Annotated in this window: 27 protein-coding genes and 1 pseudogene; 16 read left to right on the top strand and 12 right to left on the bottom strand. The window is 71.5% G+C overall.

Annotated features, from left to right (window positions below):
• Positions 1 to 5 precede the first annotated feature (5 nt).
• Positions 6 to 656 carry a TetR/AcrR family transcriptional regulator gene (locus ACZ7N4_RS25205; RefSeq protein WP_471361656.1) on the top strand — a complete coding sequence of 217 codons (651 nt, stop codon included), beginning with the start codon at positions 6 to 8 and terminating at the stop codon, positions 654 to 656.
• Positions 657 to 708: 52 nt separating this feature from the next.
• Here ACZ7N4_RS25205 and ACZ7N4_RS25210 read toward each other — a convergent pair whose 3' ends face one another.
• Complete coding sequence (locus tag ACZ7N4_RS25210; protein ID WP_471361658.1) at positions 709 to 1,581, bottom strand: MaoC family dehydratase; 873 nt, start codon at positions 1,579 to 1,581, stop codon at positions 709 to 711.
• A 274-nt stretch (positions 1,582 to 1,855) separates the two neighbouring features.
• Here ACZ7N4_RS25210 and ACZ7N4_RS25215 point away from each other — a divergent pair, with 274 nt between their 5' ends.
• The 3 genes from ACZ7N4_RS25215 (at position 1,856) to ACZ7N4_RS25225 (ending at position 5,069) form a co-directional block, all read left to right on the top strand.
• Positions 1,856 to 3,793, top strand: coding sequence for an AMP-dependent synthetase/ligase (locus tag ACZ7N4_RS25215; protein WP_471361660.1), 1,938 nt, complete (start codon positions 1,856 to 1,858; stop codon positions 3,791 to 3,793).
• 182 nt (positions 3,794 to 3,975) lie between these two features.
• Positions 3,976 to 4,608, top strand: coding sequence for a hypothetical protein (locus ACZ7N4_RS25220; RefSeq protein WP_471361663.1), 633 nt, complete (start codon positions 3,976 to 3,978; stop codon positions 4,606 to 4,608).
• Positions 4,609 to 4,760: 152 nt separating this feature from the next.
• Positions 4,761 to 5,069, top strand: a complete 309-nt coding sequence (locus ACZ7N4_RS25225) for a hypothetical protein (RefSeq protein WP_471361666.1) — start codon at positions 4,761 to 4,763, stop codon at positions 5,067 to 5,069.
• Positions 5,070 to 5,168: 99 nt separating this feature from the next.
• Here the strand turns inward: ACZ7N4_RS25225 and ACZ7N4_RS25230 are convergent, their stop codons facing one another.
• Positions 5,169 to 5,636, bottom strand: coding sequence for an ATP-binding protein (locus ACZ7N4_RS25230; protein WP_471361669.1), 468 nt, complete (start codon positions 5,634 to 5,636; stop codon positions 5,169 to 5,171).
• 107 nt (positions 5,637 to 5,743) lie between these two features.
• On the opposite strand from ACZ7N4_RS25230, the gene ACZ7N4_RS25235 reads away from it, so the two are divergent.
• Positions 5,744 to 6,598, top strand: a complete 855-nt coding sequence (locus ACZ7N4_RS25235) for a helix-turn-helix domain-containing protein (RefSeq protein WP_471361671.1) — start codon at positions 5,744 to 5,746, stop codon at positions 6,596 to 6,598.
• A complete protein-coding gene (locus tag ACZ7N4_RS25240; protein WP_471361952.1) occupies positions 6,598 to 6,861 on the top strand; it encodes a DUF397 domain-containing protein in 264 nt (87 codons plus the stop codon). The genes ACZ7N4_RS25235 and ACZ7N4_RS25240 overlap by 1 nt, the downstream gene beginning before the upstream one ends.
• Here ACZ7N4_RS25240 and ACZ7N4_RS25245 read toward each other — a convergent pair.
• Both ACZ7N4_RS25245 and ACZ7N4_RS25250 read right to left on the bottom strand, forming a co-directional pair.
• Positions 6,817 to 7,449: a class I SAM-dependent methyltransferase gene (locus ACZ7N4_RS25245; protein WP_471361674.1), complete on the bottom strand. Its 633-nt coding sequence runs from the start codon at positions 7,447 to 7,449 to the stop codon at positions 6,817 to 6,819. The two genes, ACZ7N4_RS25240 and ACZ7N4_RS25245, sit on opposite strands and share 45 nt — an antisense overlap.
• Before the next feature lie 43 nt (positions 7,450 to 7,492).
• Positions 7,493 to 7,993, bottom strand: coding sequence for an RICIN domain-containing protein (locus ACZ7N4_RS25250; protein ID WP_471361676.1), 501 nt, complete (start codon positions 7,991 to 7,993; stop codon positions 7,493 to 7,495).
• Positions 7,994 to 8,246: 253 nt separating this feature from the next.
• On the opposite strand from ACZ7N4_RS25250, the gene ACZ7N4_RS25255 reads away from it, so the two are divergent.
• Positions 8,247 to 9,890 carry a serine/threonine-protein kinase gene (locus ACZ7N4_RS25255; protein ID WP_471361679.1) on the top strand — a complete coding sequence of 548 codons (1,644 nt, stop codon included), beginning with the start codon at positions 8,247 to 8,249 and terminating at the stop codon, positions 9,888 to 9,890.
• Here ACZ7N4_RS25255 and ACZ7N4_RS25260 read toward each other — a convergent pair.
• The 4 genes from ACZ7N4_RS25260 to ACZ7N4_RS25275 all read right to left on the bottom strand — a co-directional run bounded on the left by ACZ7N4_RS25260 (position 9,887) and on the right by ACZ7N4_RS25275 (position 12,197).
• Positions 9,887 to 10,096 (bottom strand): hypothetical protein, encoded by a 210-nt coding sequence (locus ACZ7N4_RS25260; RefSeq protein ID WP_471361681.1) that lies wholly within the window; start codon positions 10,094 to 10,096, stop codon positions 9,887 to 9,889. The genes ACZ7N4_RS25255 and ACZ7N4_RS25260 overlap by 4 nt on opposite strands.
• Positions 10,083 to 10,838, bottom strand: coding sequence for a DUF2637 domain-containing protein (locus ACZ7N4_RS25265; RefSeq protein WP_471361683.1), 756 nt, complete (start codon positions 10,836 to 10,838; stop codon positions 10,083 to 10,085). The genes ACZ7N4_RS25260 and ACZ7N4_RS25265 overlap by 14 nt, the downstream gene beginning before the upstream one ends.
• Positions 10,839 to 11,178: 340 nt before the next feature.
• Entirely contained in the window at positions 11,179 to 11,493 is a 315-nt protein-coding gene (locus ACZ7N4_RS25270; RefSeq protein WP_471361686.1) for an AzlD domain-containing protein, read from the bottom strand.
• Positions 11,490 to 12,197 carry an AzlC family ABC transporter permease gene (locus ACZ7N4_RS25275; protein ID WP_471361689.1) on the bottom strand — a complete coding sequence of 236 codons (708 nt, stop codon included), beginning with the start codon at positions 12,195 to 12,197 and terminating at the stop codon, positions 11,490 to 11,492. Before ACZ7N4_RS25275 ends, ACZ7N4_RS25270 begins: the two co-directional genes overlap by 4 nt.
• Before the next feature lie 69 nt (positions 12,198 to 12,266).
• Here ACZ7N4_RS25275 and ACZ7N4_RS25280 point away from each other — a divergent pair, with 69 nt between their 5' ends.
• A complete protein-coding gene (locus ACZ7N4_RS25280; protein WP_471361692.1) occupies positions 12,267 to 12,830 on the top strand; it encodes a helix-turn-helix domain-containing protein in 564 nt (187 codons plus the stop codon).
• Between the two features lie 102 nt (positions 12,831 to 12,932).
• On the opposite strand, the gene ACZ7N4_RS25285 is transcribed toward ACZ7N4_RS25280, so the two are convergent.
• Entirely contained in the window at positions 12,933 to 13,136 is a 204-nt protein-coding gene (locus ACZ7N4_RS25285) for a cold-shock protein (protein WP_004984723.1), read from the bottom strand.
• 287 nt (positions 13,137 to 13,423) lie between these two features.
• On the opposite strand from ACZ7N4_RS25285, the gene ACZ7N4_RS25290 reads away from it, so the two are divergent.
• The 7 genes and pseudogenes from ACZ7N4_RS25290 (at position 13,424) to ACZ7N4_RS25320 (ending at position 20,440) form a co-directional block, all read left to right on the top strand.
• The gene (locus tag ACZ7N4_RS25290; protein ID WP_471361695.1) at positions 13,424 to 14,272 is read left to right on the top strand and encodes a menaquinone biosynthetic enzyme MqnA/MqnD family protein; all 849 of its coding nucleotides are present in this window, start codon (positions 13,424 to 13,426) and stop codon (positions 14,270 to 14,272) included.
• 102 nt (positions 14,273 to 14,374) lie between these two features.
• Positions 14,375 to 16,822 carry a protein kinase domain-containing protein gene (locus tag ACZ7N4_RS25295; protein ID WP_471361698.1) on the top strand — a complete coding sequence of 816 codons (2,448 nt, stop codon included), beginning with the start codon at positions 14,375 to 14,377 and terminating at the stop codon, positions 16,820 to 16,822.
• Between the two features lie 22 nt (positions 16,823 to 16,844).
• On the top strand, positions 16,845 to 17,624 hold the full coding sequence (locus ACZ7N4_RS25300; protein WP_471361701.1) for a prepilin peptidase: 780 nt from the start codon (positions 16,845 to 16,847) through the stop codon (positions 17,622 to 17,624).
• 72 nt (positions 17,625 to 17,696) lie between these two features.
• Entirely contained in the window at positions 17,697 to 18,896 is a 1,200-nt protein-coding gene (mqnC, locus tag ACZ7N4_RS25305; RefSeq protein WP_471361704.1) for a cyclic dehypoxanthinyl futalosine synthase, read from the top strand.
• A 7-nt stretch (positions 18,897 to 18,903) separates the two neighbouring features.
• Entirely contained in the window at positions 18,904 to 19,509 is a 606-nt protein-coding gene (locus tag ACZ7N4_RS25310; protein WP_471361707.1) for a hypothetical protein, read from the top strand.
• A 113-nt stretch (positions 19,510 to 19,622) separates the two neighbouring features.
• Positions 19,623 to 19,748 (top strand): annotated as a pseudogene (locus tag ACZ7N4_RS25315) (acyltransferase family protein); the annotation flags it as partial.
• The gene (locus ACZ7N4_RS25320; RefSeq protein ID WP_471361710.1) at positions 19,745 to 20,440 is read left to right on the top strand and encodes a demethylmenaquinone methyltransferase; all 696 of its coding nucleotides are present in this window, start codon (positions 19,745 to 19,747) and stop codon (positions 20,438 to 20,440) included. The pseudogene ACZ7N4_RS25315 and the gene ACZ7N4_RS25320, both read left to right, overlap by 4 nt.
• Here ACZ7N4_RS25320 and ACZ7N4_RS25325 read toward each other — a convergent pair.
• Both ACZ7N4_RS25325 and ACZ7N4_RS25330 read right to left on the bottom strand, forming a co-directional pair.
• Positions 20,427 to 20,768 (bottom strand): PASTA domain-containing protein, encoded by a 342-nt coding sequence (locus tag ACZ7N4_RS25325; RefSeq protein ID WP_471361713.1) that lies wholly within the window; start codon positions 20,766 to 20,768, stop codon positions 20,427 to 20,429. The genes ACZ7N4_RS25320 and ACZ7N4_RS25325 overlap by 14 nt on opposite strands.
• Before the next feature lie 134 nt (positions 20,769 to 20,902).
• The gene (locus ACZ7N4_RS25330; protein ID WP_471361716.1) at positions 20,903 to 21,448 is read right to left on the bottom strand and encodes a GNAT family N-acetyltransferase; all 546 of its coding nucleotides are present in this window, start codon (positions 21,446 to 21,448) and stop codon (positions 20,903 to 20,905) included.
• Between the two features lie 98 nt (positions 21,449 to 21,546).
• Between ACZ7N4_RS25330 and ACZ7N4_RS25335 the strand changes: the two genes are divergently transcribed.
• A complete protein-coding gene (locus ACZ7N4_RS25335; protein WP_471361719.1) occupies positions 21,547 to 22,839 on the top strand; it encodes a geranylgeranyl reductase family protein in 1,293 nt (430 codons plus the stop codon).
• Here ACZ7N4_RS25335 and def read toward each other — a convergent pair whose 3' ends face one another.
• Entirely contained in the window at positions 22,840 to 23,463 is a 624-nt protein-coding gene (gene def, locus ACZ7N4_RS25340) for a peptide deformylase (RefSeq protein ID WP_471361722.1), read from the bottom strand.
• Positions 23,464 to 23,670: the final 207 nt, after the last annotated feature.

A 23,670-nucleotide genomic window follows, 5' to 3' on the forward strand; every position in this document is an offset into this window, starting at 1 on the left:
CCGTCATGGGTGCGGTCAGGACCAAACGGATGCCGAGGGCGGTGCGGGAGCAGCAGATGCTCGACGCCGCCGTACGGATCTTCGGGCAGCGCGGGTACATGGCCGCCTCGATGGACGAGATCGCCGAACTCGCGGGCGTGTCCAAGCCGTTGGTCTACCTGTACCTGAACTCGAAGGAAGACCTCTTCACCGCCTGCATCCGCCGTGAGGCCGCCGCGCTCACGGCGGCCGTGCGCGCGGCCGTCCGGCCGGGGCTGACCGCCGACCGGCAACTCTGGGACGGCCTGCGGGCGTTCTTCGCGCACACCGCCGAGCACCCCGACGGCTGGTCGGTGCTGCACCTCCAGGCCCGCACACACGGGGAGCCCTTCGTCGCCGAGGTCGCCGCCATGCGCGCGGAGATCGTCGCGTTCGTGACCCGGCTGGTCGCGGTGGCGGCCCGGGAGGCGCACCGCGACCCCGACCTCCCCGAACACGAGGTGGCCGGCCTCGCCGAGGCCCTGGTCGGCGCGGCGGAGTCCCTGGCCGCCTGGGCCAACGCCGCGCCCGGGGTCACGGCCCGCCAGGCGGCGACCACGCTGATGAACTTCGCCTGGGCGGGACTGGGCAGTCTGATGCGGGGCCAGGTCTGGACACCGCCGGCCGACCCCGCCTGAGCACGCGGGGCTGCGGCCGGCGTTCGCACCGCGGCCGCGCGGCACCCGGTGCTCACTTCCCCCGGACCTCCCCGCTCAGGTGCACCCGCCCGCCCGCACCCCGCAACTCGAACCGCCCGCTCCCGTCGGCCCCGTACGCCACGGTCCCCGGCAGCAGCACCGGCGCCCGGAACCGCGCCCGCACCTCGGCCGCGTCGGGACTGCCGTGGGCGGCCAGGCAGCGGGCGACCGTCCACATGCCGTGGGCGATGGCCCGGGGGAAGCCGAAGAGGCGCGCGGTGAGCGGTGACAGGTGGATCGGGTTGCGGTCGCCGGACGCGGCGCCGTACCGCCGTCCCACGTCCTCGCCGAGGCTCCACTCGGCCAGGACCGGCAGCCGCGCACCGGCGTCCCCGCGCGGTTCCGGTGCCGTCACCGTGCCGGTGCGGTGCCGCGCCAGATAGGTGCTCCGGGACACCCACACCAGTCTCCCGCGCGAGTGCAGTGCGGTCGTCACGGTCGCCTCGGTGCCCCGCCGGTGCGGTGCCAGCCCTTCCACCCGGACCTCCACGTCGTACTCCCCGTCGGCGGCCAGCGCGGCGCCCCGCTCGATCCCGATCGACGTGTGGACGAGGCCGAGTAGCGGCAGCGGGAAGTCCCGGGCGCTCATCAGCCGCATGGCCAGCGGGAAGCCGAGGACGTGCGGATAGGTGACCGGGAGGTCGGGCTCCCCGGTCGGGAAGCCGCACACCCGCTCGTAGGCGGCCAGCCTCGCCAGGTCGACGCGCACGCCGGGAAGGACGAGCCGGGTGCGCGGGAAGGCGGCGCCGGGGGCCGGACGCTTGAAGGGGGAGCGCAGGGCGCCCCGGGCGAGCAGGGGGATCAGCGCGGGCGCGACGCTGAGGGTGACGGTGTCCGTCGGGCCGCTGAGGCGGCGGTCGGCCATGCGCAACTCCCGCGCGACTCGGTTCCGGAGGGCTGACGACTGCTTACTCAGGAGTAAGGTTACCGGAGGTAAGCCATGGCCCGCACGGTCCGCGCGACCCGCACGCAAAGCTGAACACCTGTCACATACCCCCCGAGGCTGCACATCCCCGGCCCCGTACCATCCCCGAACCCGCACAACCCCCTCACAGCGGAGCCGTACGATCACCTGCCTAACCAGCGGTAACCCCTTCTCCGGGCTCACCGCGGGTGCACGCACGCCAGAGGAGCCGCCCGTGACCACGCCGTACCCCACCCCACCCGCCTCCTCCGGCACGGTCTCCGCCACCGACTACGACGGCCGCCCGGTCCTCGTCGAGCCCGAGATACGCCGGCTCGACGGAGCGGTATGCGAGGCGTCCGTCCCCCCGTTCGCACCCCCGGTCACCCACGGCTCCCTCGCCGACCTGCCCTACGACAACGCGGAGACGGACCCCGACAAGGTCGTCCTCAGCCGCAGACTCTCCGACGGCCGCTGGCGGGACGTGACGGCGGCCCGGTTCGCCGCCGAGGTGGAGGCCGTCGCCAAGGGCCTGATCGCCGAGGGCCTGATGCCCGGGGACCGCATCGCGGTCATGGCCCGCACGACCTACGACTGGACGCTGCTCGACTTCGCGGCCTGGGCCGCCGGCCTGGTCACCGTCCCCGTCTACCCCACCTCCTCCGTCTTCCAGACCCGCTGGATCCTGCACGACTCCGGCGCGGTCGCCCTGGTCACCGAGACCTCCGCCCAGGCCGCCGCCCTGGGCCCGGAACTCCCCCACCTCCCCGACCTGCGGCACGTGTGGGTGATGGAGAAGGACCACGTGGCCCGGCTGGCGGAGGCGGGCGCGCCGGTACCGGACGGGGAGGCCGGCGTACGCCGGGGCATGTCGGGCCCCGACACGCTCGCCACCCTCATCTACACCTCCGGCACCACCGGCCGCCCCAAGGGCTGCGCCCTCTCGCACGGCAACTTCTTCGCCGAGGTCGACAACGCGATCGAACTCCTCTACCCCGTCTTCAAGGCCAACGACGACGACCCCTCGGTCCTCCTCTTCCTCCCCATGTCCCACGTCTTCGGCCGCATGGTCGCCGTCGCCTGTGTCCGCGCCCGGGTCCGCCTCGGCCACGCCCCCAGTCTGGCCCCGGCCGACCTCCTCCCGGACCTGGCCGCCTTCCGGCCGACCTGCCTGCTGACCATCCCCTACATGCTGGAGAAGATCTACAACTCCGCGCGGGCCAAGGCGGAGTCGGGCGGCCGGGCGGGCGCCTTCGACCGGGCGGCGGACATCGCCCGGCGCTACGGCGAGGCACTGGAGGCCCGCCAGACCGGCGCCGGGAGCGGCCCGAGCCGCGCCCTGAAGACCCAGCGCAGTTTCTACGACCCCCTCGTCTACCGCCGCGTCCGCGCCGCGATGGGAGGCCGCGTCCGCCACGTCATCTGCGGCGGCTCCCCGCTCGGCCGCGGCCTCGCCGCGTTCTACGCCGGTGCCGGCATCGAGATCTTCGAGGGGTACGGCCTCACGGAGACCACCGGCGCCTCGACGGTCACCCCACCCCTGAAACCCCGCCTCGGCACGGTCGGCTGGCCGCTCCCCGGCACGAGGGTCCGCATCGCGGCGGACGGCGAGATCCTCCTCTCCGGCGACCACGTCCTGCGCGGCTACTGGGACCCCCAGGCCGGAGGCGTGGTCCCCGCGACCCGCGACGGCTGGCTCGCCACGGGCGACCTCGGTGAACTGGACGACGACGGCTACCTGACCATCACCGGCCGCAAGAAGGAACTGCTGATCACAGCGGGCGGCAAGTCGGTGGCCCCGGCCCCCCTGGAGAACTGGCTCCGCCAGCACCCCCTGATCAGCCAGGTGATGCTGGTGGGCGACGCCCGTCCCTTCGTGGCGGCCCTGATCACCCTGGACCCCGAGGGCATCACACACTGGCGCCAGATGATCGGAAAGCACCCGGTACCACCGGAACTCCTGGTCACCGACGAGGAGTTGCACACCGTTCTGCAACGGGCCGTGGACGAGGCGAACCGCATGGTCTCCCGCCCCGAGTCCATCCGCCGCTTCGCGGTCCTGCCCGTGGACTTCACCGAGGCGGCCGGCCACCTGACCCCGTCCATGAAGCTCCGACGCGACCGGATCCTGCGGGACTTCGCGGTGGAGGTGGAGGGGTTGTACGAGCGCTGAGGACCTTGATCCTCAGATTTCCCTCAGAGGATCGACGGAGCCTTCGCCTCCGGCATGCCCCTGACATAGCTTCAGGTGCCAGACCGCATCGAAGCGGTCCCGACCGGATCGGCGTTTCCGTGAAGACTTCAGCACGTCGCCTCATGTTCGTCCCTGCGACAGCACTTCTCTTATGTGCCGCCTTGGCCGGGCCCGCGTGGGCCGAGGAGACACCGCCGCCCGTCCCTGCGGCTGCACAGACCGACGATCCCGTCATCGCCACGTCTCCGCCGGAGCAACCCGAGGAAGAGGTCACCGAAGTCCCTGCTGACGCGGTGGACCAGCAACCGGAGGAACCTGCGTCCGAGGCCAAGCCGCCGCTTCCCGGGGACGTGCCGGCCGGTGTGGACTGCAGCCCGGCTCACGGCGTTTACATTCCTACCAAGCAGGGCCGCAAATATCATCGGGCGGTCGGCCCCACCAACGCGAATCACAATGACGCGTCCAGGACCGCCAAGTCGACCTTCACGTCCGAGGTCACCGGCGAGGTCGGTGTAGCCGTCACCGGCAAATTGGAGACGTCGGTGGGAACGCTGCTCGCCAGAGTCAAGGCCAAGTACGAGGTATCGGTGTCCGCCAAGATCACGGCGAAGCTGGGGAATTCCATCTCGGTGGACACGCCCCCTCACAAGACCACCAACGCCACGTACGGCGTGTGGCGGATCAAGCACACGGGCAAGAGCTACTGGCTGCATGCCAACTGCACCACCACGACGGAGCACACCGTCGTCAGTTACTCCCCCTGGCGAGTAGGTTGGTACCTGTGGGAAAGCTGATGCCCGCAGCGGTGCTTGCCGCTGTCGCCGCCCTCACTGTCGGCTGCACCAGTAGTGAGGGTGACACCCCGGACGCCCGGCACAAGTCTTCTCCATCCTCTTCGACACGGTCGCCGACGCCTGGTCGCGCCGAGCACGTTGCGGGGGAGTCCGTGACCAAGGCACCCGTCCTGCCGGACGGCAGCGTCGTCGCCGAGGCGGCGAACGCGGTCGGCAACAGGGAGATGGACATCAAGGGCGGGCTCAAAGCCGGTCCTCTTTCCATCATGGTGAACTGCCAAGGTGAGGGTGAGCTGACCGTCCGAGTCGAACCGGCGGGTCTTCGCTTCCCGCTGAAGTGCGTCGCCGGTGAGGTCAGCAGCACCTACAACCAACTGAATCTGAAGCACACCCGCGCACGGGGAACGGTGAATGTCACGGCACCCGCCGGCGTTCGGTGGGCCATCACCGTCGGACGTTAGGGAATCCGGACCAGGGCCTCCGTCGGGCCGACAGTGGGCAGGCCGGTCGTACCCGGCCTGCCCACTCCGCGTCAGCCAGGCCGTCCGCTGCAAGGCAGGTCAACTCGCCGGTGACTGCCTTGGCGGGCACGGTCGACGCTTCCCGCCGAGCGCCAGCTCCACCCACACCGTCTTGCCGACGTCCCGCTCCGCGACGACGCCCCACAGCTTCGCCAGCACCTGTACGACCACGAGACCCCGGCCGTTCTCGTCCTCCAGCCGCCCGTCCAGGAAACGGAGGGCGCGGTCACCCCGGGCGTCGCTGACCTCGATACGCAAGGTGTCCTTCATCGGCAGCAGCCTCAACCGCAGCTCGAAGTCCCGCCCGGGCACGCGACCGTGCGTGACGGCGTTGGCCGCGAGTTCGGCCACGACGAGCTGGGCGGTGTGGCTGAGGTCGCCGTCGTACGGATACCCCCAGCCGGCCAGGGCGGTACCGGTGAGCCGACGGGCCAGACGGGCACCACGGGGGGTGGCGCTGAGCCGTTGGACTAGCTCGGTCGCGGGGGTGGAGATTTCTACGTTCACATCACCGAGCGTGGTCGGTTCTCCCTACGCTGACCAGGGGGGACCCGGCGACTGTGCGTAGTCGTACGGGTGCGTGTCGTGGGTGTACGGGTCAGTCGGAGGTTCGTGTGACGGAGGAGCGGAGGCCGGAGACTCCGGCGGAGGAGAACGGGGCGGCAGCGGTCTTCGTCGTCATCGGCAAGCAGCTGAAGTTGCTGCGGGAGAGGGCGGGGCTGAGCCAGCGGGAGTTCGCCGAGCTGATGGGGTACGGCCCGGACCTGATCTCGGCCATCGAGCGGGGGGTACGGACACCGAGGCCGGAGTTCCTGCGCAGGGCCGATGAGATCCTCCAGGCGAACGGCCTGTTCATCGCGGTGATTCCGCAGGTGGAGGAGGCGATGTCGAGGGCGCGGACGCGGCATCCTGAGTGGTATCGCAGCTATGCCGAGTTGGAAGCGGTATCCGTCGAGCTGCACTTCCATGCCAATCAGGGCGTGCCAGGTCTCCTGCAGACCGAGGACTATGCGCGGGCTGTGTTCTCCCGCCGCCGCCCCTTGCTGGATGAGGACGCCATCGAGAAGCGTGTCGCCGACCGATTGGCCCGTCAGCAGGTTCTGGAGCAGTGGCCACTGCCGATGTGTACCTACGTCCTGGAAGAGGTGGTGCTGCACCGGCCCATCGGCGGTACGCAGGTGCACAAGGAGCAGCTTCGGCGGTTGTTGCGGATCGGCGGCATGCGCAACGTGGAGATCCAAGTGATGCCCTCCAGGATGGCGGAACACCCCAACATGGACGGCCCGTTCAACCTGCTGACGCCCAACAAGCGAGCACAGGTCGCTTACGTGGAGGTGCAGGGATACCCACGGCTGATCGCTGACCCGGAAGAAGTCCGCAAGATCGCGGACCGCTATGGGATCATGCGCGCCATGGCACTCAACCCGACGGAGTCACTGGCCATGATCGAGGAGCTGGTGGGGGAATGATGAACACCAAGGAACTCGCCTGGTTCAAGTCCAGCTATAGCGGCGGTGAGGGAGGCGAGTGCCTCGAACTCGCTTATAGCTGGCGCAAGTCCAGCTACAGCAGCGGCGAGGGCGGCCAGTGCCTGGAAGTGGCCCTGCACCCCACCGCCATCCACATCCGAGACTCCAAGCAACCCCCCACCACCCACCCCACCCTCACCCTCACCCCCGAAGCCTGGTCAGCCTTCCTTCTGGGCGAGAAGGAACGCCTGCGGGACGGGTGATTCGCCGCGCGTGACCTCGGGCTCGCGCACCGTGCTCGACCGCAGGGCGAAACCGGCCTCCGCCAGCAGGTCGGCCATCTGCTCGGGGCGGCGCCGGTGGTAGTCCAGGGCCACCTCGTGGCCGAACGGGCGGTCGAGGCGGAGCGGTACGTCGCCCACCTGGAAGGCGAGCAGGAGCCGGCCGCCGGGAGCCAGGACGCGGTGGAACTCGGCGAAGATGTCCGGGAGTTCGTCCACGGGTGTGTGGATGCTGGAGTACCAGGACACGACCCCGGCCAGGGAGCCGTCGGTCAGGGGCAGCTCCCGCATGGAGCCCTGCTCGAAGCGCAGACCGGGGAAGTCGCGGCGGGCGACGGCGAGCATGGACTCGGAGAGGTCCAGGCCGAAGACGGACAGCCCCAGGCCGGCCAGGTACGCGGTGACCGCGCCCGGTCCGCAGCCGAGGTCGGCGACCTGGCCGCCCGGGCCGACCTGCTCGGCGTAGGCGGCGAGGAGGGCCCTCTCCAGGGGCCGTTCGGCGAGGGGGTCCCGGAAGTGCGCGGCGTAGTCCTCGGCGATGGTGTCGTAGAAGGCGCGGGTGTCGGTCATGGAGGGACGGTAGCGGGCGGCACCGACGCTGCCCCGTGCCCTTTCACCCGGCGCGTTTCATCCACTGCTGGTCCTGGTCCCCGTACGCGCACTCGACGAGCTGCACCGGGCCGTTGAGCCGGGTGGAGGCGAGGCACTTGTACCGGGCGGCGTTGCGGTAGACCCAGCGGTTGCCGCCCACGGCGATCTGGTGCCACCGCGTCACCGCCCCGTTGCCGTTGCAGTCCTGCATGGTCACTTCGGCGATGCCGTTGAACACGGCGGCGGCGCACAGTTCCTGCCCGCCGACCCGTTGCCTGATCTGGACGGTGTTGCCCCCTTCGGGGTTCACCTCCCACAGTTGGTTCGGCGCACCGTGCCGGTCGTAGACCAGGACGCTGGAGTCCCGCCCCATGCCTGCGTCGTTGTCGAGGACGTAGCCGGGGTTGGCGACGTTCTCCAGCACCAGCCGTGACTGTGCCGCCGCCTGACCCGTCAGGGCGCTGGAGGCGAGAAACCCGGCGCATATCAGAGCGACGACCGTTCCTGTCCCTGCCTTGTTCATGGTTGACTCCCTCACTCCCGAACTGTTGCGCTACTACGCGGTGAGTTTTGCCCGTGAGCCGACCGGACTGGGTGTCTCGTGCCGTATGTCACCTGAAGTCGGTATTTACCAGGACTAGGTGGAGCCGTGAGGTTGGCGCCGGAGGAGGCCACCGATCGGTGCGGCGGCTGGGGTCTGGAGGGGCCGGGCGGGAGGACGCCTCGTTTAGGCTGCTGCCCTTGGCCAAAGCATCACTACGGGGGGTACGGGGCCGATGGACCAGGCGACGGATGTCTTCCAGCCGCTTCAGGCGGAAGACCCTCCGGTGGTGGGGGGTTACCGGCTCGCGGCCCGGCTGGGCGCCGGCGGTATGGGCCGGGTGTATCTGGCGCACACGCAGGGCGGGCGGCCGGTCGCGCTGAAGGTCGTACGGCCGGAGCTGGCGGACGATCCGGACTTCAGGCGGCGGTTCCGGCGGGAGATCACGGCGGCCCGGCGGGTCAAGGGGGCCTACACCGCCGAGCTGATCGACGCGGACGCGGACGGGACACCGCCGTGGCTGGCCACGCTGTACGTGCCCGGGCCGTCGCTGGCGGAGGCCGTCGTGCGGCGGGGGCCGCTGCCGGTGGCGGCGGTGCTGTGGCTGATGGCGGGGGTGGCGGAGGCGCTCCAGGCGATCCATGCCGAGGGGATCGTGCACCGGGACCTCAAGCCGTCGAACGTGCTGCTGGCCGCCGACGGGCCCCGGGTGATCGACTTCGGTATCGCGCTGGCCGCCGACGGGACGTCGTACACGGCCACCGGGGGGACCATCGGCACGCCGTCGTTCATGGCGCCGGAGCAGGCGGCCGGGAGCGAGGTGACGGCGGCGACGGACGTCTTCGCGCTCGGGCAGACCGCGGCGTTCGCCGCGCTCGGCCGGTCGTTGTACGGCGACGGTCCCGCCGTGAACGTGCTGTACCGGATCGTGCACACCCGACCCGACCTGGAGCTGCTGCCCGAGCCGCTGCGGCCGCTGCTCGCCCGGTGCCTGGCCGCCGATCCGGCGGAGCGGGCCACTGCGGCGGAGGTGGTGCAGTGGTGCCGGCAGCGGCTGGGCGCGGACGCCGACGGGGGCGGGGGACCGGCCGTGTGGCGGGAGATCGCCGGGCCGGAGGTCGCGGTTCCGGTACCGGTCCCGGAGCCGACCCCGGCCTACCCGCAGCCGCTCCTCGGCTACCCGCAGCCCCCGACGGGCTGGCCGCAGCCGACGTCCGAGGAGCGCAGGGCCCGCAGACGGCGGGCCGCGCTGATCTCGGTCGCCGGAGTGGCGGGCGGGGCGCTGCTGGCGGCGCTGATGGCGTGGTCGGTCATGGATGCCGAGGGGCGCGCCGAGGGGAGGGACACGGCGGGCGCGGGCTCCTCCAAGCCGGCCGCCACGGTTCCGTCGGCGCGGTCGTCCTCGTCGGTGGCCGCGGCGGACTCGTCGTCGGGCTCCGCGTCGGACGTGTCCGGCCCGTCCGGGGACAAGGAGTCTCCGTCGGCCTCGCCCCGGGTCCCGAAGCCGGAGGGGTACCCCCAGGTGTGGCTGGACGCGAAGAACTCGCTGAGCCTCAAGGACAAGGACCCCCAACGCAAGGACCGCAAGGGGGACATCCGGTTCGACTGCCAGGATCCGAGCTGTGAGCTGAAGAGCGACAGCGCCTCGTTCGTCCAGATCATGGGCGGCCACGGCACCACCCTCGACATGTGCCGTCTCATGCTCGGGAGCGGCAAGTACCACAGCTGGGGGCTGGCCGCGGCGGCGGCCGGTACCGAGATCTGCATGAAGGACGACGAGGGCAACATCGGGTTGTACGTGATCCAGACGAAGTCCACCGCGTTGCCCGACATCGCCTTCCTCACGGGAGACCTGACCGTCTGGCGCAACGCCGCCTAGTACCTCCCGGCCGACGTGCCTCCCTGGCAGCCGAGGAGGCAGATCCAGAGCTGGAACAGCTGTCCTCGGTGACGGACCTCACCGAGGACCCGTCCGCTCGCTCCCAGCGGGCGGGCGCAGAGGGCGCATTCCATGGCCATCTGCTGGCGGGGGCGGAGCCGGGTGACGTCGGGGAGGGAGGAGGGCGCCGTGTCAGGACTCTTCATTCATCACCCCCCGGTGTCCGTCCTTCGTGCCGGCGTCCTTCGGTTTCGCCTCGTCGGTGGCCGCATCGGCAGGCTGGACCCGGTGCCGGGGCATGGTCCGCCGGGGCGGCCGGGTGAAGGTGATCTGGCGCACCACCTGCTGGAAACAGGCCAGTGAGGCGAAACTCGGCAGGGCGGCGGCCGCGGTGTCGACGATGTTTTTCGGTGCCTGTGCGATGCACAGGGTCATGGCAATCACCGAGAAAATCAGAAGTACCGACCAGGAATGGAAGGCCCGGCGCTGGTGCAGTGCCGCCCGGAGAATGGAGAGCGACGACACCAGCCAGGGGCCGAAAACCAGCAGGGGCCACCAGGAGACCACGTCGTCCGGCATGCGGGACGCTGCCACGAAACGCAGCGGGTCGTAGGAGATGAGGCCGCCGAAGATGCTGACGGCGGACGCGATGACGGCCACCATCGCGGCGATGAGATGACTGGCGACGCGCGTGGTGCTCGGGCGTTGCCGGACCTTGCGGTGGCCCCGCGGGGGAGTCTTCACCGGGGGCAGCTCCGCGGTGATCTCCACCAGGGCGTCGCGATGGGGATTCACCCCCTGAACTGCGAGTTCCTCCTCCCTGCGGGCGGCCGGGATCCTCGGCTGCTGCTCGATGGAGTCCCGCAGCATGAAGGCCAGCTCTTCGGCGGGGTCCCAGGCCGAGTCGGGGGGGACCAGGGGCGGGTAGAAGGCTTCCGCGGGCCCCATGTACTCAGGATGCATGCGCCCAGCGTTTCGAGACGTGTGTTTCCAGGGAACTCATCGCATCCATGAATTCCTGGAGGATTTCCTCGGTCACTTCAAGGGTGACGGAGAGACCCCCCTTCATCAGGACTCCTTTGCTGGGGCCCGTTCTGTCCGGTGCGGGCAGGTAGGTGTGGGAGCCTAGCCGCACGGGCCGCCGAGGAAGTTCCTTCGTCATGCTGCGAATAACGCGGCCATTCGATGATGGATGCGCGGCGAACGGGTGAAGGGATTAGCCGGACAAGCACTTTGTGCCGGAAAATCCGCCGAGCAATCTGTCCGGCAAGCTGATCAACGGATAGCCTCAGGCGAGCCCCGCCAGCCGCAGCAGCGCCGTCGTCGCCGCCGCGCCCAGCACCACCACGGCGAACGGCGCCCGGCGCCAGGCGAGGACGCCGCCGGCCAGTACTCCGGCGGGGCGGGCCCAGCCCGCGAAGCCGCCGGACTCGGTCAGGGTGCCCGTGGCGAGCAGGGCGACCAGGAGGACGACCGCGCCGGCGGAGGCCAGTTCCTGGACGCGCGAAGGGATCGTGACCCGGCCGTGCAGGACCGGGCCGACCAGCCGGAAGGCGTACGTGCCGACGGCCAGGGCGAGGATCACGGCGACGGTGGCGTTCACGCGGCGGCTCCCCGGGGGCTCGTGGGGCGGCGGTGGAGGAACAGGCCCGCGAGGGCGAGCAGGACCGGGACCCCGGCCGGGACGGCGGGGGTGACCGCCAGCGCCAGGGCGGCGCCGAGCAGGGCGCACCGCCGTACCGCCGCGTCGGCGCGGAGGGTGGGCAGGACCAGGGCGACCAGGACGGCGGGGAAGGCGGCGTCCAGGCCGTAGCGGGTGGTGTCGCCCAGTGCGCCGCCCGCCGCCGCACCGGCGAGGACGCCCGCGTTCCACACGGCGAACAGGCCGAGGCCGGATATCCAGAACGCCCGGCGCTGCCGTACCGGATCGGGCTGGGCCAGGGCGAAGGCGACCGTCTCGTCCGTGACCAGGTGGGCGCCGAGGAGGCGGGCCGCCCGGCCGGTGCCGAGGAGGTCGGCCACGGCAAGGCTGAAGGCCGCCGTCCGGGTGTTGAGCAGGAGTCCGGTGGCCACGGCGGCGGCCGGGCCGCCCCCGGCGAGCAGGACGCCCACCGCGCTGAACTGCGCCGATCCCGCGTACACGACCAGGGACATGAGGACCGGCACCCACATCGGCAGGCCGCCCGCGACGGAGACGGCGCCGAAGGAGACGCCCACGACACCGCTGGCCAGCCACACCAGCGAGCTGTCCCGGAGGAGGGAGCGGTCGGTGTCGGATGCGAGGGTTGTTCGGTGTGGCGAACGCATGTTCATTAGGATGGACAGTATCCAACGTGGCCGTCAAGGCGAACGAACGTACCGATGGAGCGAACGCACATGTCCGAGGTGCCCTCCCGGCTCCCCCTGGAGTGGATCGCCGCGTCGCTGAAGCGCGAGCGCGGCCGTGCCGGCCTGTCCCTGTCCGAGCTGGCCAAACGCGCCGGAATCGCCAAGTCCACGCTGTCCCAGCTGGAGGCGGCGAGCGGGAACCCGGGCATGGAGACCCTCTGGGCACTCGCGGTGGCGCTCGGTGTGCCGTTCAGCGCGCTCGTCGAACCGCCCGCGCCGGCGGTCCAGGTGATCCGGGCGGGGCAGGGGCCCACGGTCCACTCCGACCAGTCCAGCTATCTGGCCTCACTGCTGTCCGCCTGCCCGCCCGGCGCCCGCCGGGACCTGTATTTCGTGTGGCTGGAGCCCGGGACCGTACGGGATTCCGAACCTCATATCCCGGGCACCGTGGAGCACATCGTGGTGAACGAGGGCGCGGTGAAAGCGGGGCCGGAGGGGGAAGTCGTGGAACTGGGGCCGGGGGATTACCTGTCGTACCGGGGTGACGTACCTCACTCGTACGAGGCGCTGGCGGCCGGGACCAAGTTCGTGCTGGTGATGCAGCACGTCTGAGCGTTCGTGAACGGGAAATGAACGGGATAAGGCAGGAGCCCCGTCGCCGGACGGCGCGGGGCTCCTTGGGTACTGCACTCAGGTTCTGCGATCAGGCAGTGATCAGACGGGAGTGACGTTCTCCGCCTGCGGACCCTTCGGGCCCTGCGTCACGTCGAAGCTCACCTGCTGGTTCTCCTCGAGGGAGCGGAAGCCGGTGGCGTTGATCGCGGAGTAGTGAACGAAGACGTCGGGGCCGCCGCCCTCCTGGGCGATGAAGCCAAAGCCCTTTTCGGCGTTGAACCACTTAACGGTTCCGGTAGCCATAAGCCCTCCTTGGGCTCAAAAGGGTTGCCCTGCTCCAGAACCTGCAAGTGCGAAACGGTGCTGCACGACTGCATTCGTCTGAAAACGACGAGAGCCTGCGGTTACATGCTCCGCAGGCTCTGTACTGCAAGGGAAACCAAACTGCAACTTGCGGGCAAGCCTAGCATCCGGGCGGCGGAAAGCAATAGAGGTCAAGATCACTTCACCCGGAGGTTTGAACGTCCGCTAGCCCGTTTGGAGGTGGGGCCGGTCCCAGCACCGTAGCGCATGGGGTCTAGTCTCGCGATGTGGACAATTCTCGCACCCGGCCGCGTGTCGGCCACATCCAGTTCCTGAACTGCCTGCCCCTGTACTGGGGGCTCGCGAGAACCGGCACGCTCCTCGACTTCGAGCTGACCAAGGACACCCCGGAGAAGCTCAGCGAACAGCTCGTGCACGGTGACCTGGACATCGGGCCGGTCACCCTCGTCGAGTTCCTGCGCAACGCGGACGACCTCGTCGCCTTCCCCGACATCGCCGTCGGCTGCGACGGCCCGGTGATGTCCTGCGTGATCGTCTCCCAGGTCCCGCTGGACCGGCTGGACGGCGCCCGGGTCGCCCTCGGCTCGACCTCGCGCACCTCGGTCCGGCTCGCCCAGCTCCTGCTCGCCGAGCGGTACGGCGTCAAGCCCGACTACTACACCTGCCCGCCCGACCTCGGCCTGATGATGCAGGAGGCCGAGGCCGCCGTCCTCATCGGCGACGCGGCGCTGCGGGCGAACCTGCACTACGGCCCGAAGCTGGGGCTGGACGTGCACGACCTCGGCGCGCTGTGGAAGGAGTGGACCGGCCTGCCGTTCGTCTTCGCGGTGTGGGCGGCCCGCCGCGACTACGCCGAGAGCGAGCCGTTCATCACCCGCAAGGTCCACGAGGCCTTCCTCGCCTCCCGCAACCTCTCCCTCGAAGAGGTGCACAAGGTCGCCGAGCAGGCCGCCCGCTGGGAGGCGTTCGACGAGGCCACGCTGGAGCGGTACTTCACCACCCTCGACTTCCGCTTCGGCACCCCGCAGCTGGAGGCCGTCGCCGAGTTCGCCCGCCGGGTCGGGCCGACCACCGGCTTCCCCGCCGACGTGAAGGTCGAACTGCTCCGGCCGTGACCCCCCGCGCTCCCCGCCCCCACCCGTCACTACTGTGTCGGCGTCGACGCACGCGCCGGGCAGACGCCGGTAACAGACGGGGAAGGACGGGGAACTCCCGCCATGGAGATACTTCAGCCGGACGATCCGCGGGAGTTGGGCAGCTACCGGATGCTGCGCAGACTGGGAGCCGGCGGCATGGGCCGGGTGTACCTGGCCCGTTCGCCCGGTGGCCGGACCGTCGCCGTCAAGGTCGTACGGCCCGACCTCGCCGCGGACTCCGGCTTCCGTGAGCGGTTCCGGCACGAGGCCGAGATCGCCCAGGCGGTCTCCGGCCAGTACACCGCCGCGGTGGTGGACGCCGACCCCGAGGCGCCGCTGCCCTGGCTCGCCACCTCCTACGTCCTCGGCCCGGACCTGACCGACGTCGTCGCCGTGCACGGGCCGCTGCCCGAGCACACGGTGCGCGCGCTCGGCGCCGGGCTCGCCGCCGCGCTCCAGGAGATCCACGCGGCCGGGCTCGTCCACCGCGACCTCAAGCCGTCCAACGTCCTGCTCGCCGCCGACGGGCCCCGGGTCATCGACTTCGGCATCGCCCGCGCCGTGGACGGCACCCGGATGACGCAGACCGGTGTCGTGGTCGGCTCGCCCGGCTACATGCCCCCGGAGCAGGCGATGGGCAAGGACGTGGGCCCGGCGGGCGACGTGTTCTCCCTCGGCGCGGTCCTCGCCTTCGCCGCCACCGGACGCGGCGCCTTCGGTGACGGGGCCGCCTCGCACGCCGCGCTGCTCTACCAGGTCGTGCACGGCGAGCCCGACCTGACGGGCGTACCGCGCTCCCTGCTCGGCCTGGTCCGCGCCTGCCTCCAGAAGGACCCGGCCGGCCGCCCCGCCCCCGCGGAGATCACCGCCGCGCTCGCCCCGCAGGGCGTCGAGGGCGTCCTGCGCGACTGGCTCCCGTCCGCCGTGGCCTCCACGATCGCCACGCACGCGGCGGCGATCCTGGACCTGGAGGCACCGGAACGGCAGCCGGGTGAGGCGTCCGCGGCGGGAACGGCGGGAACGGCGGGAATTGCGGGAGCGGCCGGGGTCCAGGGAGCCCGGGGGTTCGGTCCGGCGCCGGTCAGCGGCCCGGGGGCGTCCGCCGGCGGTCCCGGGGCGCCGGGTGGCGGCCCCGCGCCGGGGTACGGGTATCCGCCCGCGCCGGGCGCCGGGTACGGCACGCCTTTCGGGGGAACCGCCCAGCCGATGCCCGCCCATGGCACGCCGTCGGCGGGAAACCCGTACTCCACCCCGGCGCCCGCCCACGCCCCCCTTCCCGGCACCGTGCGGCTCGGCGGGTCCGACGCGCCCGCTCGGCCCGGCCGGCGCCGCGCGCTGTCCCTCGCGCTCGGCGGGGCCGCCGCCGTGGCCGCTGTCGGCGGGGGCACCGCCTGGTGGCTGGGCAGGGACACGGGCGCCGACACGTCGGCCGACGGCGGCACGGCGGATGCCGTGGGGGAGCCCGCCGCCGAGCACTTCGCCACCCCGCCCGCCGGAGTGGCCCCGCAGCCGCTGTGGCACCGGGCGCTCACCGAGGACGGCACCAGCACCGACGTACCCCTGCTCGTCCACGACGGCCTGCTGCTGATCAGCGGCGACCCGCTGGTGGCGTACGACGTCAGGACCGGCAAGCCCCGCTGGTCCAAGTCCGACCTGGTCGTACCCGGCTCCCAACTGCTGTACAGGGCCGGGCGGATGTACCTGCCCGACGCCGAGTACGACGGCGCCCTCATCGCCCGCGACGCGGCCACCGGCGCCGAGGTCTGGCGGACCCGTCTCGGCAAGCACATCGACATCGAGGACACCATCGCCCTCGACGACGAGCACGTGTACGTCGCGGCGAGCGACTTCAGCGAGTCCAAGAGCGCCACCGACTTCCGTACGGCGGTCGCCGCCGTCAGCGTCGCCACCCGCAAGACGGTGTGGATCCAGAAGCGGGACTGGGGCACCGACGACTACGACGTCGAGGGCTCCGTCTCCGGCAGGTACCTCGTGTACGCCGACTCGAAGGACAACCTGACCGCCCGCGACACCGCGACCGGCGCCCAGTTGTGGACGAAGAAGCTCGGCGACGAATGGAGCCGGCGGCCCACCGTCTCCGACGGCCTGGTCCTGCTGCCGGGCGAGCGGCTCACCGCCGTCGACGTGAAGACCGGCGCGACCCGCTGGACCCTGTCCCCGGCGGGCCGCCGGGGCTTCTACAACCCCACCGTCATCGACGGCGTCCTCTACGTCGGCGACCACGACCGCGGCATCTGGGCCGTGGACGTCCGCACCGGCAAGAAGATCTGGCTCTGCGAGGAGAACGACCGGGGCGCGCCGGAGGTCTTCCTGAAGTACGGGAAGACCCTGTACTGCGGGGCCCAGGCCGTCGGCGGCGGCGTCGTCGCCCTGGACGCGCGGACCGGCCGCAAGCGGTGGAGCTGGACCGACAACAAGGGCACAGGCGACCAGTGGCAGCTCGCCCTGTCCGGCGGCCGGCTGCTGATGGCCAACGGCGAGGACGCCTACGCGATGCCGGCCGTCTGAACCGGGTAGGACACCGGGAGACATGAGGGGGGTGGGGCGCATGGGCGGGGTGACCACGGAGGTGCTCGTGCTGGCCGGCGCGGTGTGGGGGGCGTCGGCGGGCGCGCTGCTGCCCCGCGCCGCGTACCGCTTCGCCGTGCCGTCCGGCGACCCCTGGCGCGACCGTTGCCCGGACGGCCGCCATCCGGTCCGGGGCTGGCTGGGCGGGGCACGGTGCGGGGAATGCGCGGGGCGCGCGGAAGGTGCGCCTTCACCGTCGTACGCCCCCTCCGCGCTTCCGCTCGCCGTCGCCACCGCTCTCGTCTGCGCCGCCCTCGCCGCCGCCACCGGCACCCGACCCGAGCTGGCGGTCTGGCTCCTGCTCGCGCCCGCCGGCGTGCTGCTCGCCGCCGTGGACCTCCGGGTGCGGCGGCTGCCCGACCCGCTGACCCTCCCGCTCGCGGCCACCGCCCTCGCCCTGCTGGGCCTGGCCGCCCTGCTCCCCGAACACGCCGGTCACTGGCCCACCGCCCTCTACGGCGCCCTCGCGCTCGGCGCCGGCTACTACCTGCTGTACCGCATCAACCCGGGCGGCATGGGATTCGGCGACGTGAAGCTGGCGTTGGGGGCGGGTGCCGTCCTCGGCTGGTACGGCTGGCCCACCGTGCTGCTCGGCAGCTTCGCCGGATTCCTGCTCGGCGCGCTGTACGGAGGCGTGCTCGTGCTGGCCCGGCGGGCGGACCGGAAGACGGCCGTACCGTTCGGCCCGTTCCTCCTCGCCGGTGTCCTCGCCGGGCTGCTGATCGGCGCGTACGCGGCCTGAGGTCTGTGGGCCGTAACGCCTGGCGTAGGCTGGTTCGGTCCGTCCACACCCCTTGACGAAAGGGACCCCCTGGTGACAGAGAAGGCCGACCTCCAGTCTGTCCTCGACCGAGCCGCGGCGGGCGGACGGATCACCCCCGAGGAGGCGCTCGTCCTCTACCGCGACGCGCCCCTGCACGCCCTGGGCGCCGCCGCCGACGCCGTACGCCGCCGCATGTACGCGGGCACCGAGCACATCGCCACGTACATCATCGAGCGGAACATCAACTACACGAACGTGTGCGTCACGGCGTGCAAGTTCTGCGCCTTCTACGCGGCCCCCAAGGACACGGAGAAGGGCTGGACCCGCGACCTCGACGACATCCTGCGCCGCTGCGCGGAGACCGTCGAGCTGGGCGGCACCCAGATCATGTTCCAGGGCGGCCACCACCCGGACTACGGCGTCGAGTACTACGAGAAGCACTTCAAGGCCATCAAGGACGCCTTCCCGCAGCTGGTCATCCACTCCCTCGGCGCGTCCGAGGTCGAGCACATGGCCCGCATCTCGGGTGTGTCGGTCGAGGAGGCCATCACCCGCATCCACGAGGCCGGGCTGGACTCCTTCGCGGGCGCCGGTGCCGAGCTGCTGCCCGAGCGGCCGCGCAAGGCCATCGCCCCGCTGAAGGAGAGCGGCGAGCGCTGGCTGGAGATCATGGAGACCGCGCACCGGCTGGGCGTCGAGTCGACGTCGACGATGCTGATGGGCACGGGCGAGACGAACGCCGAGCGGATCGAGCACCTGCGCATGATCCGGGACGTCCAGGACCGCACGGGCGGCTTCCGCGCCTTCATCCCGTACACCTACCAGCCCGAGAACAACCACCTGAAGGGCCGCACCCAGGCGACCCTCTTCGAGTACCTCCGCATGATCGCCATCGCCCGCCTCTTCCTGGACAACGTCCGGCACATCCAGGGCTCCTGGCTCACCACCGGCAAGGAGGTCGGCCAGCTCTCGCTGCACTACGGCGCGGACGACCTCGGCTCGATCATGCTGGAGGAGAACGTGGTCTCCTCGGCCGGTGCCAGGCACCGTTCCAACCGCCTGGAGATCATCGACCTGATCCGCAAGGCGGGCCGCGTCCCCGCGCAGCGCGCCACGACGTACGAGCACCTCGTCGTCCACGACGACCCGGCGAACGACCCCGTCGACGACCGCGTGGCCTCGCACATCTCCTCCACGGCCATCGAGGGCGGCACCGCCCACCCCGAGCTGAAGCTGCTCGCTTCCAACTGAGGTGTCCGTGCTGACGATCCACGCCGACTCCAGGGGGCACGCCCTCGCCGTCGAGGGGGCGTGGATCGCCGACGCCGGGCCGCTGGAGGGGCTCGTCGCCGCCCATCCGCGGGCGCGGGTGCGCACGTGGCCCGGCATCCTGACGCCCGGGCTGGTCAATCTCCACGGCAACGAGCTGTTGGAGGAGGCGTACCACCCGGATCCGCGCGAGGCCGACGAACTCGGCACCGAGCCGCTGACCGGGGAGGCGTTGGCGGCGCTCGACATGGACGACGTCCGCTGGGGCGCGAGCGCCCGGCGGGCGGTGCAGCGCATGCTGGCGAACGGCACGGTACGGGCGGCCTGCGAGGAACTGCGCAACCGCGCGGTGCGGGACGCCGTGCACCGCTCCGGTCTGGCGGTCACGGGCCGCCTCGGCCGCCCCGGCGGGACGCCCGCGCTCGACCCGTACGCCTCCGGTCTGCCGGTGGAGTTCGCGTCCCCGAGGGAGCGCCGCTCCGCCGCCCGGTTCGCCGTGTTCGACGTGCGGGACGAGGCCGAGCTGGCGGAACGCGGCGCGAGCACGTGCGTGGCCACGGTGGTGGAGGGCCGGTTGGTGTTCCGGCGGCGGTGAGGTCGTAGCCGCCGGCAGGCGTGCCCGCTCGGGATGGCTCGGGGCGGCTTGGGGCGGCTTTGGTGGGCGCAGCGGCGGACCTCGCGGCGAGCACCGGAGCTCTGGCTCACCCCGTGTTCGGCGTCGGCTGGGTCTCGATCGCCGGGTTCGTGCCGTTGTGCGCGTGGGTGGAGGACGTTGCGGCACGCAGGAAGCCGACGCTCCTGCCGTGGGCGGGGGCTGCAAGAATGGGCGGGTGATCCGCGCTTCCCTGAACAAGCAGCCGCACGAAGTCGCCTCGATGTTCGACGACGTGGCGGAACGGTACGACCTGACGAACGACCTGCTCTCGCTCGGCCAGGACAGGCGATGGCGCAAGGAGGTCGCGAAGGCGGTCGACGCGCGCCCCGCGCAGAAGGTCCTGGACCTCGCCGCCGGCACGGCCACCTCCTCGCTGCCCTTCGCGCGGACCGGCGCGTACGTCGTCCCCTGCGACTTCTCCCTCGGCATGCTCCAGGTCGGCAAGAAGAAGCACACCTGGCTGCCGTTCACCGCGGGCGACGCGACGCGGCTGCCCTTCAGGGACGACACCTTCGACGCGGTGACGATCTCCTTCGGGCTGCGCAACGTGCAGGACACGGACGCGGCGCTGCGCGAGATGTACCGGGTCACCCGGCCCGGCGGCCGCGTGGTGATCTGCGAGTTCTCCCACCCGACGTGGGCGCCGTTCCGCACCGTGTACACCGAGTACCTGATGCGGGCGCTGCCGCCCATCGCGCGCGCGGCGTCCTCCAGCCCGGACGCCTACGTCTACCTCGCCGAGTCCATCCGGGCCTGGCCCGACCAGCCCGCCCTCGCCGAGCGGCTGCGCAAGGCGGGCTGGTCGAAGGTGGCCTGGCGCAACCTCACCGGCGGCGTGGTCGCGCTGCACCGCGGCTTCAAGCAGAGCTGACGACGGCGTACGGGTCGCCGCCCGGCTCGCCCAGTTCGCGCCGCAGCCCTCCGGTGGGCGGACGCGGGATGCGCGGTTCCCGCACGCCTCCGCCGCCCTCGCCCTCCCCGAAGTCGAACCACACGTACACCATCGAGTCCCGCGGCACCTCGGCGCCGGGCTGCGGGTACTGGCGTACGACGTGGTCGACGACGGCGAGGTGGAAGTCCGGGCGGTCCGGCGCGTTGAGGGACAGCCCCCGCGCCCGGGCCGTTTCGCGCGCGTCCATGGCCATGAGGCCGACCAGACGCGGGACGCGAACTTCGGGTGTATCGGGTGTTATACGCACAGATGTCACCCCCAGCGGTACAGGAAGAGTAACTCCCGCCCGGGTCACCCGGAAGGTGTCGGTGTCTTTCTGTAACAGACGACTACTGTGCGTAGTTGGGCGGTGGAGTGGGGGTGGGCGCGTCGGTGGGCGTGTCAGTCCGGGGCGTCGGTGGCGGCCTCGGCCCGGGCGTCGGTGAAGGCCAGCCGGAAGCAGAGGACCGGCTCGTCGAACAGGGGGTGGGTGAAGGTCTCCGCCTGCTCCATGCCGAGGCGCCGGGCCACCGCCGCGGACCGTTCGTTGCCCGCCCGGACCACCGCCACCACACCCGGCACCCCCACCGCACGCACCCGCGCTAGCGTCTCCCGGGCCGCCGCGACGGCGTACCCCTTGCCCCAGTACGCGCGTCCGAGCCGCCAGCCGATCTCCGTCTCGCCGACCGGGCCCCAGTCCCGCGGCCACGGCTGCGCCCCGGTGAAGCCGATGACCGCGCCCGACTCGTCCAGCAGCGTCCACAGGCAGAAACCGTGCTCCGCGTCGTGCCGCCGCTGGCGCGCGGTCAGTTCCTCGTAGACCGACAGCTCCGCCGGCCTGTCGCCGTGGAACTCCATGACCTCCGGGTCGGCGAACACCCGGTGCCAGGCGACCGCGTCCTCGTGGGTGGGAACGCGCAGCCGTACCGTGGGGAGAGGTCGGTTCACAGGACAGCCCTTCAGCCGGGTGATCAATTCTGCTGAATAGACTGCCCCTGTCCAGTGCCGGTCGGCACACAGATTTCAACCCTTGGGGAGATCCCGCCGTGACCGTCGTGACCGAGCCCCTCTCCGAGAACACCGCCGACGTGATCGTCGTGGGCGCGGGGCCGGCCGGCTCCACGACCGCGTACCACCTCGCCAAGGCCGGTCTCGACGTGCTGCTCCTGGAGAAGACCGAGTTCCCCCGCGAGAAGGTCTGCGGCGACGGCCTCACCCCGCGCGCGGTGAAGCAACTCGTCGCCATGGGCATCGACATCTCCGAGGAGGCCGGCTGGCTGCGCAACAAGGGCCTGCGCATCATCGGCGGTGGCTCCCGCCTCCAGCTGGACTGGCCGGATCTCGCCGCCTACCCGAACTACGGACTCGTCCGCAAGCGCGACGACTTCGACGAGCAGCTCGCCCGCAACGCCCAGAAGGCCGGCGCCCGCCTCTTCGAGCGCTGCAACGTCTCCGGCCCGATCGTCGACGACCGCACCGGCCGCATCACCGGCGTCACCGCCAAGCTCGGCGAGGAGAAGCGCGAGGTCACCTTCCACGCCCCGCTCGTCGTCGCCGCCGACGGCAACTCCACCCGCCTCTCCCTGGCGATGGGCCTGCACCGCCGCGAGGACCGGCCCATGGGCATCGCGGTCCGCACCTACTTCGAGAGCCCCCGCCACGAGGACGACTACCTGGAGTCCTGGCTGGAACTGTGGGACCGCCGAGGCCCCCAGGACCGCCTCCTCCCCGGCTACGGCTGGATCTTCGGCATGGGCGACGGCACGTCGAACGTGGGCCTCGGCGTGCTGAACACCTCCGCCTCCTTCAAGGAGCTCGACTGGCGCGAGGTCCTCAAGGCCTGGTGCGCCTCCATGCCGGAGGACTGGGGCTACACCCCCGAGAACATGACCGGCCCGATCCGCGGTGCCGCCCTGCCCATGGCCTTCAACCGCCAGCCGCACTACACGCGCGGCCTGCTGCTCGTCGGTGACGCCGGCGGCCTGGTGAACCCCTTCAACGGCGAGGGCATCGCCTACGCCATGGAGTCCGGCCAGATCGCCGCCGACGTCATCGTGCAGGCCCACGCGCGCGCGACGCCCGCCCAGCGGGAGACCGCCCTCCAGCGCTACCCGCGTGTCCTCAAGGACACCTACGGCGGCTACTACACCCTCGGCCGCGCCTTCGTGAAGCTCATCGGCAACCCGAAGGTCATGCAGATCGCCGCCCAGCGCGGTCTGACCCACCCGATGCTGATGAAGTTCACCCTCAAGCTGCTCGCGAACCTGACCGACCCCACGGGCGGCGACGCGATGGACCGCATCATCAACGGCCTGAGCAAGGTGGCGCCGAAGGCGTGACTAGGCGCTGAAAGCCGCGGCGTTGGCGGTCCGGCGGGCGTACACCTCGTCCCGCCGGTCCGCCATCTGCCACAGAGCGTCCTTTTTCTCCCGCTTGGAGAGCCGGTCGAGATAGACCTGCCCGGCGGTGTGGTCGGTCTCGTGGGCGAGGCAGCGGGCGAAGTAGCCGGTGCCCTCGACGACGACCGGCCGGCCGTCCCTGTCCTGCCCCCGGACGACGGCCCGGTCCGGCCGCGGTACGGCCATCACGGCCCCCGGCACCGACAGGCAGCCCTCACCCTCGTCCAGCAGCCGCCGCCCGTACGTGGGCGTTTCCAGCACGGGGTTGACGATGTGTCCGACATGCCGGACTCCGTCGTCATCGGGGCAGTCGTACACGAAAAGGCGCAGATCGACCCCGACCTGGTTCGCCGCCAGTCCCGCGCCCTCGGCGACGTACATGGTGCGGAACATGTCGTCGATGAGCGCGGCGAGGTCGGGTCCGAACTCCGTGACGTCCCGGCAGGGCCTGTGCAGCACCTCCTCGCCGACCTCGGTGATACGGCGCACCGCACCCCGCCCGGCCTCGGGGGCGTACCGCGGGTGGTGGCCGACGGGGCTTCCCTGCACGAACACGCGTGGCATCGCGTGGACTCCTTCGCTCGTGACCGGACCACCGGACGGTGGCCCGGGCCGAGCATGCCAGGGAAACCGGCGGACGCGTCAGGAAAGCGATGGGCTGCCGGGGAGGCCGGTGGGCACGTCAGGGGAGCCGGTGGGCCGTCAGGAGGCCGGTGGGCGCGTCAGGGGAGCCCGGTGGGCCGTCGGGAGGCCGGCGGGGGAGGCCGCGAG

It is taken from the genome of Streptomyces sp. NPDC107654, from assembly GCF_055639035.1.

What these genes read in the sequence shown, in the direction of transcription:
- ACZ7N4_RS25205 (WP_471361656.1), top strand. Translation starts at nt 6, where the DNA reads ATGGGTGCGGTCAGGACCAAACGGATGCCGAGGGCGGTGCGGGAGCAG.
- ACZ7N4_RS25210 (WP_471361658.1), bottom strand. Translation starts at nt 1,581, where the DNA reads ATGGCCGACCGCCGCCTCAGCGGCCCGACGGACACCGTCACCCTCAGC.
- ACZ7N4_RS25240 (WP_471361952.1), top strand. Translation starts at nt 6,598, where the DNA reads ATGAACACCAAGGAACTCGCCTGGTTCAAGTCCAGCTATAGCGGCGGT.
- ACZ7N4_RS25245 (WP_471361674.1), bottom strand. Translation starts at nt 7,449, where the DNA reads ATGACCGACACCCGCGCCTTCTACGACACCATCGCCGAGGACTACGCC.
- ACZ7N4_RS25250 (WP_471361676.1), bottom strand. Translation starts at nt 7,993, where the DNA reads ATGAACAAGGCAGGGACAGGAACGGTCGTCGCTCTGATATGCGCCGGG.
- ACZ7N4_RS25255 (WP_471361679.1), top strand. Translation starts at nt 8,247, where the DNA reads ATGGACCAGGCGACGGATGTCTTCCAGCCGCTTCAGGCGGAAGACCCT.
- ACZ7N4_RS25260 (WP_471361681.1), bottom strand. Translation starts at nt 10,096, where the DNA reads ATGAAGAGTCCTGACACGGCGCCCTCCTCCCTCCCCGACGTCACCCGG.
- ACZ7N4_RS25265 (WP_471361683.1), bottom strand. Translation starts at nt 10,838, where the DNA reads ATGGGGCCCGCGGAAGCCTTCTACCCGCCCCTGGTCCCCCCCGACTCG.
- ACZ7N4_RS25275 (WP_471361689.1), bottom strand. Translation starts at nt 12,197, where the DNA reads ATGCGTTCGCCACACCGAACAACCCTCGCATCCGACACCGACCGCTCC.
- ACZ7N4_RS25280 (WP_471361692.1), top strand. Translation starts at nt 12,267, where the DNA reads ATGTCCGAGGTGCCCTCCCGGCTCCCCCTGGAGTGGATCGCCGCGTCG.
- ACZ7N4_RS25285 (WP_004984723.1), bottom strand. Translation starts at nt 13,136, where the DNA reads ATGGCTACCGGAACCGTTAAGTGGTTCAACGCCGAAAAGGGCTTTGGC.
- ACZ7N4_RS25295 (WP_471361698.1), top strand. Translation starts at nt 14,375, where the DNA reads ATGGAGATACTTCAGCCGGACGATCCGCGGGAGTTGGGCAGCTACCGG.
- ACZ7N4_RS25300 (WP_471361701.1), top strand. Translation starts at nt 16,845, where the DNA reads ATGAGGGGGGTGGGGCGCATGGGCGGGGTGACCACGGAGGTGCTCGTG.
- def (WP_471361722.1), bottom strand. Translation starts at nt 23,463, where the DNA reads ATGCCACGCGTGTTCGTGCAGGGAAGCCCCGTCGGCCACCACCCGCGG.